This window comes from Streptomyces sp. NBC_01445 (genome assembly GCF_035918235.1).
Classification (GTDB): domain Bacteria; phylum Actinomycetota; class Actinomycetes; order Streptomycetales; family Streptomycetaceae; genus Streptomyces.
In genome coordinates this window covers 7,003,025-7,017,841 of record NZ_CP109485.1, presented here as the reverse complement: position 1 = coordinate 7,017,841, position 14,817 = coordinate 7,003,025, and the positions used below count along the sequence as shown (strand labels likewise).

Genomic DNA, 14,817 nt, shown 5'->3' with positions numbered 1-14,817 from the left:
GGGGCCATGAGCAGAACCAAGAGCATGAGCAAGAGCATGAGCGGGGCCTTGAACGGGGCCCTGTCGGGCAGGGCGTGGTCGGTGGGGCTGGTGGTGGCGACCGTCCTCACCACCGCGCTGACGATCTGGCTGAGCCTCGGGCTCTATGACCAGCACGACAGGGCACAGCGCCGCCAGGACCTCCTGGCCGCGGCCCGCCAGTCGGCGCTGAACTTCACCTCGCTCAACTACCGGCACTACGACCGGGACAGCGCGAACGTCCTCGAGGGCGCCACTGGCGGCTTCAAGAAGCAGTTCGCCGCGCAGACCGAGCAGCTGACCAAGCTGGTCGCCCAGAACAAGTCCGTGTCCGAGGGCCAGGTTCTCGAAGCGGGCATCGTCCGCTCCGACGAGCACTCGGCGCGCGTCCTGGTGGTCGCCGACAGCAAGGTGACCAACACCGCCGCGCCCAGGGGCGAGGCGCGCACCTACCGACTGCAGCTCGACCTGGTGTATCGGGACGGCCGCTGGCTGACCTCGGACGTCGAGTTCGTCGGCTGACCGCCCCCCTCTCCACCCGTACCACCCGTACCACCCTTGAGGAGCAATACCGTGGCGAAGACGACCAACCGAAGCCGCGGCTCCGGTGCCGCTTCCGGCACCCGGCGCACCATGACAGCGGCCGCCCGCGCGGCGGCCAAGCGCGCGGAGCGCGGCCACCGCGAGCCGGGCCACGCGGCCGCCGGCGAGGAGGCCGCGGGGCGGCCCGCGGCACCGCCCGCCGGCCGCACCCTGCTCATCGAGCCCAAGGACGAGAACGGCTGGGACGACCCGCCCGAGCCCTCGCCTGAGTCGTTCGACGAGCCGAAGGAGGACGAGCCCGACTCCGGTACGCCGGCTCGGCGCGGGCGGCGACGCCTGCTCACCGCGGTCCTCTGCGTCCTGCTCGTGGCAGGCCTGGTCGCGGCCGGCGTGCTCGGGTGGCGTTACCGGGAGGGAGCCCGGGCGGACGAGGCACGCGGGCAGGCGCTCACGGCCGCGCGGCAGGCGGCCCCGGTCGTCCTCTCGTACGACTACCGGCATCTGGACCGCGACTTCACCGCCGCACGCGCCCGGCTCACCGGCCACTTCCGCGACGAGTACGGCAAGACCACGACAACGGTGGTCGGGCCGACGGCCAGGAAGTACCACGGGGTGGTCAAAGCGACGGTGACGCAGCCCACGGGCGGCGGTTCCCCGGCGGCGTCCGTGGTCTCGGCCTCGGCGGACCGGGCCGTGGTCCTTCTCTTCGTCAACCAGGTGACCACGAGCACCCAGGTCCAGGGCTCCCGCGTGGACCTGAACCGGGTACGGATGACGCTGGCCCGTACGGCCGAGGGCTGGAAGGTGAGCGCGGTCGACGCGCTCTGACTTCGGCTTCTTTCGTGGGCTCAAGGCCAGACGAGGCGGGCCCCTGGCCGAGTCCGCTCCATCCCCTCCTTGTGATCCACACACTCACCTAGGATGGCGAGAACCATCTCAGCGGCCCGTCGGGCTTCCTGATCCGCCTGCGCGCGGACATCGGAGGACATGCCCCCACCCGCACGAGTCTTCTTCGTGCTGCCTGGGGGCATTTTCTTGCTGTTCCGTGAGTCCGCGGCGTCCGTGGCCGCCCGCATCCTCGAAGGGTCTCTGGCGCTGCATCTGACCGAGAACTTCCGCCACCAGCATGGCCGGAGGCCCGCGCAGGCGGAGATACGTTCCTGGGAGCGCAGCCTCCCCGCGCTCGTCAACGCCCTCATCGAGGCCGGTCTCGACGACGTGGAAGTCCTGGTCGAGTACAGCCTGCCCCTCACCAGCAAGCGCGCGGACGCCGTACTCGCCGGCGTGCACCCGACGACGGGTGAGCCGTCGTACGTCGTCGTGGAGTTGAAACAGTGGAGCGCGGCCTACCCCGAGGAAGACGAGCCGCTGCTGTGCCGGATCGACGCGTACGCGCAGCCGGTCCTCAACCCCATTGGTGTAAGGCCGCCGGTAGTGCCGCGTGTGCGAAGAAGCAGGTCGGGCGCTGCGTCGTTCTCGCTGGGAAAGGTGATGAGCACATCGCCGAAGACTCGCTCGCGGGCGATGCTGGCAGCAGTGATCGCGCCTTCGACGTCCCTGACAGTCCAGTGCCGCTCTGGGGGGGCGTGATCACCCTTCCGTCGAAGACCTCGACGTTGTAACCCTCGGCAACGGCACCTCGCTCGATCAGATCGCTCATGACGCCCACGGCAGCTCACCTCCTGCGTTCGATGTGGCTGGTTGAGGTGGGGCAGATGACCAACACCTCGGCAAGCCGCCTCAGCAGGAGCAGGGCTTCGAAGGAACGGGGACAGTCCGAAGCTTCCACCGATCCCGGAGCGGTTCGCTCTGCGAGCGCAACGCAGGTCTGGTTGGCGTGGACCTTCGCACGCGGCTCCGGAGGCCGTGACCGCGTCCAGTGCCGCCCGGCGGACAGTCATGGTGCGCCTCAACTGTTGGCACTCGACTGACCCGCCGGCATACGGAGGGGCTACGAACTGCTGCTTCGTAGCCCCTCGTTGTGCGTCAGAGCCCTGCCGCGAAGCCCACGAAGGCGGCCCACTCCGAGCTCTGGAAGGTGAGGTGGTCGCGGGCGGGATCCTTGGAGTCGCGGATGTGGATGGTGCCGGACGTTGCGGCGACCTCCAGGCATTCGCCGCCCTCGTTACCGCTGTAGCTGCTCTTGAACCAGGCGAGGCGCGCGGATTCCGCGGTGTTCATCGTTCCCCCAGCAAGTCCTCCATCAGGTCCAAGGACTCCCTTGGCGTGAGCGCCTGGGCCCTGATGCTGCCGTACCGTGCGGCCAGGATACGTACTTCCTCGGCTTCCGTGATCAGTCGGCTGCTGTTCTGCGCCTCCGTGTATCCCACCTGTGTCTTCCCCTTCGGGGTGAGCAGGACGAACGCGCCACCCATTCCGGCATGCTCCGCCCGATCCGTCGGCATCACCTGAAGCTCCACATTGCGCAGTCGACCGAGCTCGATCAGCCGCTCCAACTGCTCCTTGTGGACATCCGGACCACCGATGGGCCGTCGCAGTACCACTTCCTCGATGACGGCCGTCACCATGGGAAGAGGCCAACGCGTCAGAATCTCTTGCCGGTCCATCCGTGAGGCCACCCGCTGGTCGATGATGTCCTCACTCAGAAGCGGCTTACGCATCTCATAGAGGGCACGGGTCCGCCGCTGGGTCTGCAACAGGCCGGGAACATCATGGTTGTTATAGAAGTTGATCTCAACAGTGTCCCGCTCCAACCGCGCGTAATCTCTGAACCAAGCCGGATGCCTGACCCTCGCCTTCGCCTTGGCCTTCTCCACGTCTTCGATCGTGGCCTTCAACAGCCCACCGGCATCTAGCAGTTCATCCGCCGTCTCCAGGAACTCCCGCTGCGGCGTCCGTCTCCCCCGCTCAAGCGAGGAGACCAGATCCTCGCTGTAGCCAAGGCGGTCCCCCAGCTCCTTCTGCGTGAGCCCGGCACGCTCCCGAAGTACCTTGACCTGCTTGCCGATCGCACGGTTCAGGTCGCTGGACTGCTCACCCTCGTCGTACGTCTCCTGCGGCTCCGTCACCGTCATCGCAACACCCGCCCTGCCGTCCCAGGCCCCACCAGGTCACGGCCGACACCCCGTACAGGACACCGTCCGTACCGGTACACACACCCTGCGTACCGAAGGATTCCCTGGTCAGGGTAGAGCGAGGCGGCCACGCTCAGTGACATGAAGTCAGAAATCTCCACCCGACACTTCGGTCAACTCCTCAGCGCCACGCCTCGCGGCGCCCGTCTGGCGCGGCTGCTGACTGTGCAGCAACTCGACGAGTGGGGCTGGCCGCCCAGCTGCGAGGTTTGCGAGTCCGCTGCTCTGGTCGTCGCCGAGTTGGCGGCGAACGCGGTCGCGCATGGGTGCGTGAAGGGGCGCGGGTTCCGCCTCACACTCGCTGTCGTGGCCTCCGACACACTCCGTATCGAAGTGGCCGACCCACGAGGCGACCGCCGGCCCCTGGCCCGTCGTACCGCGAGTCCCACCGACGAGACGGGGCGCGGGCTGCTCCTCGTCGACGCCCTGACTGCCCGGTGGGGCAGTGAGCCATGGCCGCCGTTCGGGAAGGTCGTGTGGGCGGAGATCGGTCTTCCCCGCCCTGTGCTCACTGCTTCCGTCTCCGCCAGTCAGGTCTCGACCGGGGCCGTTCCAGCGCCGGAGGCGGCAAGCTGATCATGGAAGGCGGCGATCATGATCGACAGGTTCAACGAGGGGCTCCTCACGTCTACGGAGACCTCCTCCCACCTGGAGATCCGCCTCCCTCCACCGCCCTGGTCCACGGGAATTCCCGGGAGCTCAGGCAGAGGAAGGAAGTCCACCCACACGGGAAAAGGCCCCGACCAGGCCATAAGACCTGTTCAGAGCCCAGAAGGCAGACGAGTCGGGCTGTACGCCGGGTTCTGTCGCCCGGTCGCCTCGCGGCGGCCGGGGAGACGGCCATCCATCTAGGACCGGCGTTGCCGCCGGCCTCGTGCGGTCTACCCGCGGACTCGGGCGGGCAGCCCTCGAACGTCCGCGCAGAGCCGCCTCTTCTTGCGAGGAAGCGGCTCCTTTTGACCTTGCTCCAGGTGGGGTTTACCTAGCCGCCTGAGTCACCTCAGGCGCTGGTGGTCTCTTACACCACCGTTTCACCCTTACCGAGGGCCTTGCGGTCCCCGGCGGTCTGTTTTCTGTGGCACTGTCCCGCGGGTCACCCCGGGTGGCCGTTAGCCACCACCTTGCCCTGTGGAGCCCGGACGTTCCTCGGGAAAACCCTGATCAAAGGGTCCTCACGCGGCCGTCCGCCCGGCTCGTCTGCCGTGCCGACCATGCTACCCGCCGCGGGAGGCCCCACCGGTCAGACGAACGCCGAGGTCTCCAGCTCGAAGTCGAACGGGGCGGGGAGAGTCAGTGACTTGCCGAAGGGCAGCGTGCACAGCTCCCGGTAGTCGTTGCCTTCCGGGTCTCGGAAGAGCGTCACCGAGGAGGCTTCGCGGTCGATGAGGAGGTAGAGGGGAATGGCGCCGCGGGCGTAGCAGCGGCGCTTGGCCTCTCGGTCCGCCTGCGGCTTGGTGGAGGTGACCTCGACCACCAGGGCTACGCCTTCGCAGGGCATCCAGGGCTCGGCGCCTCTGAAGAGCCTTCGCTCGGTGGGCGCGAAGGTGCCGTCCGGGATCACATGGCTCTTGGGGCAAGCGCCCCCGCTGTTCAGCTTGAGCCCCTTGTTCCCGGAGAAGTCCATGTCGGCCTGGGACCGCCTGATCACCTGCTTCACGATCAGTCCGATGTAGTCCTCGTGGTCCCCGTCCGGCGGCGCGGTCACGACGATTTCCCCCTCGATCAGTTCCGCCCGGAAACCCTCCGGGGTGTCCAGGGCAAGGAAGCCTTCGAGCAGGACGTCTGCTTGCGTGAGCGACTCGTGCGGCTCGTGCGCCATGGCCGTCATGTCACGCCCCTCCCTCGGTCGCTCGCCGGACTCGGCCATCGGGGGATCCACCGTCCGTGAGATCGGGAGTTCTTCCCTCGATCGTGGCACATGAGCACGGGAGAAGGGGTCCTACGCGGGAGCGAACCGGACTGTTGCCGTGCCCGGGTTCGCCTGCGTCAGCCGTACCCGCAGCCGCTCCCCCAGCGGCAGCGGAGCCGTACCGCCCTCGATGCGGGCGACGACCGCGGGGTCGGTCAACTGGACGGTGCCGACGGCTGGTTCGTTGTCCTTCACGTCGACGACGCACGCCTCGAAGATGTCGCCGATCCGGTCCTTGAGGAGCGCCGCCTCGACGATGTCTACGCAGCCGCGCTCGACGGCGTTGGCCCGGCGCGTGCCCTCCGCCATCTCCTTCGGCAGGCCGGGCAGCGCGGCGAGCACCCACTCCGGGGGCGGGGTGCCCGCGCAGGCGGCCAGGCACAGTTCCGAGGCGTAGCGGTCGGCGAGGCGGCGCAGCGGGGCCGTGCAGTGGGCATAAGGCGCGGCGACGGCTGCGTGGACGGTGAGGTCGGGGAGCGTGCCGCCGCTGAACACGGTGTAGCCGGCGCCGCGCAGGAGCGTCGTGCACTCCAGGAGGAAGGCCGCGTGGTGCGGCTTCTTCGGGTCGAGCGAGCGGATGAGCTGGGCGTACGGGACGTGGTGCGGCCAGTCGATGTGCAGGGCGCGGGCCGTGCGGCGCAGGCGGCCGACGGCGCCGTCCGGGGCCGCGGGCAGGGTGCGCAGGATGCCGGTGCCGGCGGCGAGCATGAGGTCGGCGGCGGCCATGCCGGTGAGCAGGGAGATCTGGGCGTTCCAGCCGTCGGCGGGCAGGGGGGCGCGGTAGCCGAGCTCGTAGCGGCCGTCGCGTTCGGTGATCTCCTGTTCGGGGACGTTGAGGGAGATGCCGCCGCGCTCGGTCTCCAGCTGTTCGCGCAGGCGTCCGATGTCGCGGAGCAGGGCTACGGGTTCCTCGGCGGTGCCGTCGTCGACGGCCTTCTGCACGCCCTCGTAGTCGAGCTTGGCGCGGCTGCGGACGGTGGCGCGGGCCACGTCGGTGGCGACGGTGCGCCCCTCGGCGTCGAGGTCGAGCGTCCACAGGACGGCGGGGCAGGTCTGGCCGGGGAGCAGGCTGGCGGCGCCCTCGCTGAGCACGGTGGGGTGCAGGGGGACCTTCTCGTCGGGGAAGTAGAGCGTGGTGACGCGGCGGTGGGCCTCGGTGTCGAGGGGGCCGCCGGGCGTGACGTACGCGGCGACGTCGGCGATGGCGTAGCGGACCCGATAGCCGCCGCCGTCGCGGCGCGAGAGGTGCATCGCCTGGTCGAGGTCGACGGAAGTCGGCGGGTCGATCGTGAAGAAGGGGACGTCGGTGGCGTCCTTGCCGGCCGGTGCCGGCGGGTGCGGGGCCGCCGCGGCCCGCTCCGCCTCCGCGAGGGCGTCGGCCGGGAAGGCCCCGGGGACGTCCAGGGTCGTACGCAGTTCACACAGCGCGGCACGCAGCGGAGCCTCGGCTGCGCCGGTCACACGGAGATGACGGCGGGGCATGCACCGAGCGTAGGACGGGGCGGGGGTGTCGGCACCCTGTGACCGCGGTGCGCCGGGACCGCGGCACCCGTGATCCCGGCACCCCGCGTTCCCTGGCACCCCATGACCTAAGCACCCCATGACCCGCCGCGCCCCGTGCTCCCCGGCACCCCTTCCCTGGCATCCCACGACCGCGGGCGCCCCATGACCGCGGCACCCCATGACCTAGGCACCCCATGATCCGCCGCGCCCCGCGTTCCCCGGCACCCCCTTCCCTTCCGTACGCTTTCGATGGGGCCGCACCCCCTGATCCGCATCACTGTCCCGAGGAGTCCGATCGTGCTCGTGCTGCTGCCGCCGTCCGAAGGCAAGGCCCCGTCGGGGCGCGGCGCCCCGTTGAAGCCTGAGTCGTTGTCCCTGCCGGGGCTCGCCGGGGCGCGGCAGGCCGTGTTCGACGAGCTGGTCGAGCTGTGTGCCGCCGACGAGGACAAGGCGCGCGAGGTGCTCGGCCTCAGCGAGGGGCTGCGCGGCGAGATCGCGAAGAACGTGGAGCTGCGCACCGCGGGCGCGCGGCCCGCCGGTGAGATCTACACGGGTGTCCTCTACGACGCGCTCGGTCTCGCCACCCTGGACGCGGCGGCGAAGCGCCGGGCGACGCGTTCGCTGCTGGTCTTCTCCGGGCTGTGGGGCGCGGTGCGGGTGAGCGACCGGATTCCTTCGTACCGCTGCTCGATGGGCGTGAAGCTGCCGGGGCTCGGGGCGCTCGGCGCACACTGGCGCAAGCCGATGGCCGAGGTGCTTCCCGAGGCGGCCGGGGACGGGCTCGTGCTCGACCTGAGGTCGTCCGCGTACACGAGTGCGTGGAAGCCGAAGGGGGAGGTCGCGGGGCGTACCGCGACGGTGCGGGTGCTGCATGCGCAGACGGATCCGGTGACCGGCGTGGAGAAGCGTTCGGTCGTGTCGCACTTCAACAAGGCGACGAAGGGCCGGATCGTGCGCACGCTCCTGGAGACCGGCACCACGCCCGCGGGCCCGGCCGAACTGGTCGAGGCGCTGCGGGATCTCGGCCATGCGGTGGAGGCGAAGGCGCCCGCGAAGGCGGGGACGGCGTGGGCGCTCGACGTCGTGGTGACCCAGATCCACTGAGCACCAGCCCTCAGTGCATTGCAGCATGCACAACGCCCTTTGCGCATGCTGCACGCCGCGAGGCAGGATGGCCCCATGACTGATTCCTCCGTGCTCGATCTCGCCCCCGTCGTACCCGTCGTCGTCGTGGAGGACGTCGCCGACGCCGTGCCGCTCGCGCGGGCGCTCGTCGCGGGCGGCCTGCGGGCGATCGAGGTGACGCTGCGGACGCCGGCCGCGCTCGACGCGATCCGCGCCGTCGCGGACGAGGTGCCGGACGCCGTCGTCGGCGCGGGCACGGTCATCTCGCCGCAGAACGTCGCCGACTCCGTCGCGGCCGGAGCGCGCTTCCTGGTCAGCCCCGGCTGGACGGACACGCTGCTCGACGCGATGAAGAAGTCCGGCGTGCCGTTCCTGCCGGGCGTCTCCACGACGTCGGAGGTCGTGGCGCTCCTGGAGCGCGGGGTGAGCGAGATGAAGTTCTTCCCCGCGGAGGCCGCGGGCGGTGTGCCGTATCTGAAGTCGCTGGCCGGTCCGCTGCCGCAGGCGCGGTTCTGCCCGACCGGCGGTGTCTCCCTCGGCTCGGCGCCCTCGTACCTGGCACTCAAGAACGTCGGCTGTGTGGGCGGCAGTTGGATGCTTCCTGCGGACGCGGTGGCGGCGAAGGACTGGGCGCGGATCGAGACGCTGGCCCGCGAAGCGGCCGGCCTCAGGTGACGCGGACCTCAAGCAGCGCGGACGTCAGCGCAGGTGCGCCGTCTCGTTGAGCAGGCGCACGCTCGCGTTGCCGTCCCCGTAGTACGCGACCGCCGACAGTGACGCCGCCGAGAGTTCCATCCGGAACAGTGACTCCGGCGGCGCGCCGAGCGCGAGCCGTACGAACGTCTTGATCGGCGTGACGTGCGTGACCAGGAGGACCGTGCGGCCCGCGTACCGCTCGACGAGCCGGTCCCGCGTCGCGGCGACCCGGCGGGCGACCGCCGCGAAGCTCTCGCCGCCGCCTGTCGGTTCGGCCTTCGACGAGGCCAGCCAGGCGTTCATGTCCTCCGGGTAGCGCTCGCGGACCTCCCCGAAGGTCAGCCCCTCCCACGCCCCGAAGTCCGTCTCGCGCAGGCCCTCTTCGATGTGGACGTCGAGCCCGAGGCGGGCCGCGACGGTCCGCGCCGTCTCCTGGCACCGCTTGAGCGGCGACGAGACGATCGCCTGGACGGTGCCGCGCGCGGCGAGCGCGGCGGCGACCCGCTCGGCCTGCGAGCGCCCGGCCGCCGACAGTTCGGGGTCACTGCCGCCGGACCCGGAGAACCGCTTCTCGGGCGTGAGCGCGGTCTCGCCGTGCCGCAGGAGTACGAAGGTGGCGGGCGCCCCGAGATCGGGCGCCGCCGACCAGCCCTGGGACGCGGTACCCGCCACGTTCCCCGCGGCCCGCGCGTCCGCGGTGCCCCGCGTCCCCGCCAGCGCGGCCCGCGCCTTGGCTGCCCCGGCCGCCGCGTCTCCGGGCGGAGCCCCCCGGTCCGCCTGGGGACGCGGCGTATCGAGCTCGGCGGTCGAGCGCGAGGCCTCCCACTGCTTGCCCCTCTTGCCCGCGTCCATCGCCTCGTTGGCGAGCCGGTCCGCGTGCTTGTTCCGCTCGCGCGGGATCCACTCGTACGTCACCTGCGACGCCGGCAGCACGGTGGCCGCCTCCGCGGCGAGGGGCCGCATGTCGGGGTGCTTGATCTTCCAGCGGCCCGACATCTGCTCGACGACGAGCTTGGAGTCCATCCGGACGTGCACCGACGCCTGCGGGTCGAGGGCGTGCGCGGCACGCAGGCCGGCGACGAGCCCCCGGTACTCGGCGACGTTGTTCGTGGCGATGCCGATGTACTCGGCGGCCTCCGCCAGGGTCTCCCCCGTCGCCGCGTCGATGACGACCGAGCCGTAGCCCGCGGGCCCCGGGTTGCCCCGGGAACCGCCGTCGGCCTCGACGATGAACTCCCGCACCACGAAGGCTCCTACAGGCCGGACTCGGACGTGCGCACCAGGATCCGGTGGCAGTTCTCGCAGCGCACCACGGAGTCGGGCGCCGCGGCCCGCACCTCGTTCAGCTCGGTGATGTTCAGCTCCAGCTGGCAGCCCTCGCAGCGGCGCTGGTAGAGGCGGGCCGCACCGACGCCGCCCTCCTTGACGCGCAGCTTGTCGTAGAGCTTCAGAAGGTCCTCGGGGACGGAGCCGGCGACGATCCCGCGCTCCTTCGTGGCCGTGGCCGTCTCGCCGTCGAGCTCCTCGAAGGAGGCGTCGCGGCGGGCCGTCGCGTCGTCGATCTTGCCCTGGACGGAGGCGACCCGGCCGGTCAGCTCCTCGAAGCGCTCCTGCGCTGACTCGCGGCGCTCCATGACCTCGAGGACGACGTCCTCCAGGTCACCCTGGCGCTTGGCGAGCGAGGCGATCTCGCGCTGGAGGTTCTCCAGGTCCTTGGGGGACGTGACGGCGCCGGAGTCCAGGCGCTGCTGGTCACGGGCGGCGCGCTGGCGGACCTGGTCGACGTCCTGCTCGGCCTTGGTCTGCTCGCGGGCGCAGTCACTCTCCTCGGTCTGCGCGGCGACGTGCAGGTCGCGCAGCTGCGTGAGGTCCTTGTTCAGCGACTCGATCTCGGCGTGCTCGGGCAGCGACTTGCGCTTGTGCGCGAGCTGCGACAGTCGTACGTCCAGGGCCTGGACGTCGAGAAGTCGGATCTGGTCGGCGGGCGCGGCGTTCAGTTGGGGGCTCCAGTTGGGATCGGTGTGGCGTTGGACGCCGCGTGGGCGGTCCAGGGGTCGGTGACCGTCTTCGAGACGTGGACGCGAAGTCCCCATCCGTAGCGGTCGGAGAGCTCGTCGAGCTGGGCGGCCGCCAGCTCGCACCAGGGCTGCTCGGTGGCCCAGTGGGCGGCGTCGAGGAGCGCGAGGGGGCTCTGCTCACGTGCCTCGGACGCGGGGTGGTGGCGCAGGTCCGCGGTGAGGAACGCGTCGACGCCCGCGGCGCGCACGTCGGCGAAGAGGCTGTCGCCGGAGCCGCCGCTGACGGCGATGGTGCGGATCGTCGCGTCGAGGTCGCCCGAGACGCGGATGCCCTGCGCGGTGGCGGGCAGCCGGTCGGCGGCCAGGCCCACGAGTTCGCGCAGGGTGACGGGGTGTTCGAGTTCGCAGATCCGGCCGAGTCCGCGGCGGCCCGCGGGGTCGGTCGGGTCCGGTACGAGGGGGCCGGTGACGCGGAGGTCGAGGGCGCCCGCGAGCGCGTCGGAGACGCCCGGGTCGGCACGGTCGGCGTTGGTGTGCGCGACGTGCAGAGCGACATCGTTCTTGATCAGCGTGTGGACGACGCGGCCCTTGAAGGTGGTGGCGGCGACGGTCGTCGTTCCGCGCAGATAGAGCGGGTGGTGCGTGACCAGCAGGTCCGCGCCCAGCTTCACCGCCTCGTCGACGGTCTCCTGGACGGGGTCCACGGCGAACAGGACCCGGGAGACCTCCGCGTCGGGGTCGCCGGCGACGGTGCCGACCGCGTCCCACGACTCGGCCCGCTCGGGGGGCCACAGCTTCTCGAGCGCGGCGATGACTTCAGACAGACGGGGCACGGTGAAAGGCTACCTTCCCTCCATGCCCCGTCGGCCCTGGCGCACATTCGGCTGCGGCCGGGGGCGGTACAGGCTCACGTACCGCTACCGGCCACGGACAGTCGGCTACTTGGCGTGGTGCACGGCGGACTACTTGACGAGGTATCCGCGCAGGTCGCCGAGGACCTGGTTCGCGGCCGTGACGCCGAGCCCCAGGTACCAGGTCTCGTCCGGGACGTCCTTGGCCTGTCCGCTCTTCACGGCGCCGAGCTTCTTCCACAGCGGGTTGCCCTCGGCGGTGGCGATGTCGGTCTTCTTCGCGTCGCCGTAGACACCGGTGAAGATCCAGTCGGCGTCGGCCTGGTCGATCTTCTCCGGGCTGACCTCGGTGGCGAGGTCCACGACCTGCTGGTTCTTGGGGCGCGGGATGCCGGCGTCGTCGAGGATCGTGCCGATGAAGGACGCCTTCGCGTAGAGGCGGATCATGCCGGGCATGTAGCGCAGCATCGTGACGGTGGGCTTCTTCTCGCCGATGTCCTCGCCGAGCTTCTCCGCCTTCTTCTCGTACGCGGCGAGGTTCGCCTTGGCCTCGGCGGTCTTGTCGAGGGCCGACGCGTTGAGGAGGTAGTTCTCCTTCCACGTGAAGCCGGGGCGGATGGAGAAGACCGTCGGGGCGATCTTGGAGAGCTGCGGGTAGAGCTTGGCGGCGCGCAGCTCGCTGCCGAGGATCAGGTCGGGGTGGAGATTGGCGATCGCCTCCAGGTTGAGGGAATTGATCGTGCCGACGTCCTTGGGGGTGCCCGCCGCCTTCTTCAGGTAGGAGGGGACGCCGTCGTCGCCCTCGGTGGGGGCGTAGCCGACGGGCTTGACGCCGAGAGACGCGACGTTGTCGAGCTCGCCGACGTCGAGGACGACAACCCGCTTGGGCTGCGCCTTGAGCTCGGTCTTGCCCATGGCGTGCTCGATGGTGCGCGGGAACTGACCGGCCTTGGCGGTCGTGCCCATCTTCGCGGTCCGCGAGGCCGCCTTGGCGAAGTCCTCGCCGCCCTGGGCGACGGCCTTGGAGCCGCTGCCGTTGTCGGACTTGCCGGAGCCGGCGGAGGAGCCGGAGTCCGAGTTGCCCGACCCGCAGGCCGCGAGCGACAGGGCGGCGGCCACGGCGAGGGCTACGGCGGCGGTGCCGCGGGTGCGAGGGCTTGATCGCAGGGCCATGGGTGTTCCAGCTCCGAACTTTCGTGGCGTCAGGCCGCCTAAATATGGTTAGGCAAACCTAACATCAGGCACTTCCGGACGTGCCAGCACATCCGACCCACCCCTTTCAGGCAGATACGGACATGGCCACCCTTTGGTGTGAAGCCTGAGCCGCGAGTGCCACGGCAGCGCGTGCGAAAACTAGCTTCGGCTCGGACGAACCGGAGGTGAGTGATCCCATGACGGCCTTGGCGATCGAGCCCACGACGGACCCGGGGAGCGGACCGGGCCCGGCGCGCGGACCGGCCCCGGACAGCGGACACGATCCGGAGAACGGACAGGACCCGGACCCGGAGCCGGGCGCAGCCCCGGACCGGGAGCCCGGGCGGGCACCGGAGCGCGAGCGCGCCTCGGAGTATGGGCGTGCGTCGGAGAGCGGGCCCGCCCCGGAGTACGAAGATCCGCCGGAGAACCGGCACACCCCGGAGTACAGGGATCCGCCGGAGAACCGGCACGCCCCGGAATTCGGGCAAGCCCAGAACGCCGGTGGTCCCCGACAGGACGGCACCCCAGGACCGGAGTACGTGCGGGCCCCGGACGCCGGCCCGGAATCGGCGACCGCGCAACCCGCGACCCCTCGCCCAGGACCGGCGAACGCCCAACCCCCGACCCCCCACCCAGGACCGGCGAACGCCCAAGCCCCGGACAGCGCCCCGCGCCCCGCGAGCGCCCCCGACCCCGCTCCTCCCACCCCCCGCCCCGCCTGTGTCATCACGGCCGACGGGGCCTACGCCGCGCGGCTCGCGTGTGACGGTGCGTCCTGGTTTCCCGAGCGGTGGACGCTGGACGGGCCCGAGCCGTACGCGGTGCCGTTGCCGGGGAATCAGCCGGAGGAGCCCGGGACCGAGGTCGTGCCGATGGGCGACGGGCGCGTGCTCATCCGGCGCGTGGTGGACGGCCGGCACTCCTTCTCCCTGCTGTATCCGACGGGTCCGCGAACGGGCGAGGTGCCTCTCGGGGCCGTGAGCGGTGGGGAGTTGACGCTGCTTCCGCCGGCGCCGGGCGGCAGATGCGCGTACGCCATCGCCGTCGGGGAGCGGTCGACGGGTGTGTGGATGGTCGCCGGCGGGGCGTTCGGGCCCGAGTTCGTGGCCGAGGTCCCTGGGCACTGTTCGGGCGGGGTGTGGCTGGACCGCTCGGGCCGGATGCTGGCCCTGGACCGGTCCCTCGACGGGGGTCCCGTCAAGACGGTCGCGGTGGACCTGGGGCGGGGCGGCGAGGTCACGCCGCTGCTCCAGATCGCGGAGTCCAGCGCGGACCGCCTGGTGCTCGCCGATCCGGACAGCGGGCTGCTCCTGATCCGTTCGGACGCGCCGTCGCCGGGCCACGAACGCCTGGGTTGGGGCGTGCTGGGCTCGACGCTGCCGGTTCGCTTCCCGGAGTGCCTGCGTCTGACCGACTGCATGGTGACGCCCTTCGCGATCCAGCCTGGTCAGACGCTGATGCCGGAGAGCTGTGCGGTGGCGCTCCGGATCGACGGCGCCGCGGGCACCTGGCTGGGCCTGTGGCGGCCCGCCGAGCGCCAGATGCACCAACTCGCGGCTCCGCAGGGCTGGTTGGCGGGCTCGGGCTCCTGGACACGTGACGGTGAGCTGCAACTCCCGTACGCCACCGAGTCAGTGCCCTGCGGGATCGCGCGCACGTCCGTGCCGGAACCCGTAGAGGATGGAGAGGATGTGGGGGAACAGGTTCCGCAGACGGTGCCCGAGCCGCCCGCGGCGGCCCGTCCCGTCCCTCTGCAGCAGGCTCCTCTAGCCCGTCTCATGCGACGCGCGCCGGCCGCCGGGACACAGGCGGCACCCGCCGGTTAGACTCGCCCGGCTGTTTGAAGGATCTTGTTACGGGGT

At 71.0% G+C, this 14,817-nt stretch carries 14 protein-coding genes, 1 other RNA gene and 1 pseudogene; 7 read left to right on the top strand and 9 right to left on the bottom strand.

The window, feature by feature from the left end:
• The first annotated feature begins 24 nt into the window (after positions 1-24).
• The 3 genes and pseudogenes from OG574_RS31910 to OG574_RS31900 form a co-directional block, all read left to right on the top strand.
• Positions 25-540, top strand: a complete 516-nt coding sequence (locus OG574_RS31910; protein WP_326778696.1) for a hypothetical protein — start codon at positions 25-27, stop codon at positions 538-540.
• Positions 541-591: 51 nt separating this feature from the next.
• Positions 592-1,389, top strand: coding sequence for a hypothetical protein (locus tag OG574_RS31905; protein WP_326776024.1), 798 nt, complete (start codon positions 592-594; stop codon positions 1,387-1,389).
• 159 nt (positions 1,390-1,548) lie between these two features.
• Positions 1,549-1,977 (top strand): annotated as a pseudogene (locus tag OG574_RS31900) (ATP-binding protein); the annotation flags it as partial.
• Between the two features lie 570 nt (positions 1,978-2,547).
• Here the strand turns inward: OG574_RS31900 and OG574_RS31895 are convergent.
• Together OG574_RS31895 and OG574_RS31890 are read right to left on the bottom strand one after the other, a co-directional pair.
• Positions 2,548-2,742 carry a DUF397 domain-containing protein gene (locus OG574_RS31895; RefSeq protein WP_326776023.1) on the bottom strand — a complete coding sequence of 65 codons (195 nt, stop codon included), beginning with the start codon at positions 2,740-2,742 and terminating at the stop codon, positions 2,548-2,550.
• Positions 2,739-3,596, bottom strand: coding sequence for a helix-turn-helix domain-containing protein (locus OG574_RS31890; protein WP_326776022.1), 858 nt, complete (start codon positions 3,594-3,596; stop codon positions 2,739-2,741). The genes OG574_RS31895 and OG574_RS31890 overlap by 4 nt, the downstream gene beginning before the upstream one ends.
• 141 nt (positions 3,597-3,737) lie before the next feature.
• Between OG574_RS31890 and OG574_RS31885 the strand changes: the two genes are divergently transcribed.
• Entirely contained in the window at positions 3,738-4,232 is a 495-nt protein-coding gene (locus OG574_RS31885) for an ATP-binding protein (protein WP_326776021.1), read from the top strand.
• A 200-nt stretch (positions 4,233-4,432) separates the two neighbouring features.
• Here the strand turns inward: OG574_RS31885 and rnpB are convergent.
• The 3 genes from rnpB to OG574_RS31870 all read right to left on the bottom strand — a co-directional run bounded on the left by rnpB (position 4,433) and on the right by OG574_RS31870 (position 7,047).
• Positions 4,433-4,852, bottom strand: an RNA gene (gene rnpB, locus OG574_RS31880) — RNase P RNA component class A.
• Between the two features lie 44 nt (positions 4,853-4,896).
• Complete coding sequence (locus OG574_RS31875; RefSeq protein WP_326778695.1) at positions 4,897-5,475, bottom strand: Uma2 family endonuclease; 579 nt, start codon at positions 5,473-5,475, stop codon at positions 4,897-4,899.
• A gap of 120 nt (positions 5,476-5,595) precedes the next feature.
• Complete coding sequence (locus OG574_RS31870; protein WP_326776020.1) at positions 5,596-7,047, bottom strand: RNB domain-containing ribonuclease; 1,452 nt, start codon at positions 7,045-7,047, stop codon at positions 5,596-5,598.
• A gap of 318 nt (positions 7,048-7,365) precedes the next feature.
• On the opposite strand from OG574_RS31870, the gene yaaA reads away from it, so the two are divergent.
• Positions 7,366-8,172 (top strand): peroxide stress protein YaaA, encoded by an 807-nt coding sequence (gene yaaA, locus OG574_RS31865; RefSeq protein ID WP_326776019.1) that lies wholly within the window; start codon positions 7,366-7,368, stop codon positions 8,170-8,172.
• Between the two features lie 75 nt (positions 8,173-8,247).
• On the top strand, positions 8,248-8,868 hold the full coding sequence (eda, locus tag OG574_RS31860) for a bifunctional 4-hydroxy-2-oxoglutarate aldolase/2-dehydro-3-deoxy-phosphogluconate aldolase (RefSeq protein WP_326776018.1): 621 nt from the start codon (positions 8,248-8,250) through the stop codon (positions 8,866-8,868).
• Between the two features lie 24 nt (positions 8,869-8,892).
• Here the strand turns inward: eda and OG574_RS31855 are convergent, their stop codons facing one another.
• The 4 genes from OG574_RS31855 to OG574_RS31840 all read right to left on the bottom strand — a co-directional run bounded on the left by OG574_RS31855 (position 8,893) and on the right by OG574_RS31840 (position 12,931).
• Positions 8,893-10,131 carry a bifunctional RNase H/acid phosphatase gene (locus OG574_RS31855; protein ID WP_326778694.1) on the bottom strand — a complete coding sequence of 413 codons (1,239 nt, stop codon included), beginning with the start codon at positions 10,129-10,131 and terminating at the stop codon, positions 8,893-8,895.
• Between the two features lie 11 nt (positions 10,132-10,142).
• Positions 10,143-10,886: a zinc ribbon domain-containing protein gene (locus OG574_RS31850; protein ID WP_227300313.1), complete on the bottom strand. Its 744-nt coding sequence runs from the start codon at positions 10,884-10,886 to the stop codon at positions 10,143-10,145.
• Positions 10,883-11,740 carry a Nif3-like dinuclear metal center hexameric protein gene (locus OG574_RS31845; RefSeq protein ID WP_100592027.1) on the bottom strand — a complete coding sequence of 286 codons (858 nt, stop codon included), beginning with the start codon at positions 11,738-11,740 and terminating at the stop codon, positions 10,883-10,885. Before OG574_RS31845 ends, OG574_RS31850 begins: the two co-directional genes overlap by 4 nt.
• A 129-nt stretch (positions 11,741-11,869) precedes the next feature.
• The gene (locus OG574_RS31840; RefSeq protein ID WP_326776017.1) at positions 11,870-12,931 is read right to left on the bottom strand and encodes an ABC transporter substrate-binding protein; all 1,062 of its coding nucleotides are present in this window, start codon (positions 12,929-12,931) and stop codon (positions 11,870-11,872) included.
• Between the two features lie 563 nt (positions 12,932-13,494).
• On the opposite strand from OG574_RS31840, the gene OG574_RS31835 reads away from it, so the two are divergent.
• On the top strand, positions 13,495-14,781 hold the full coding sequence (locus OG574_RS31835; protein ID WP_326778693.1) for a hypothetical protein: 1,287 nt from the start codon (positions 13,495-13,497) through the stop codon (positions 14,779-14,781).
• The last annotated feature ends 36 nt before the right edge of the window (positions 14,782-14,817 follow it).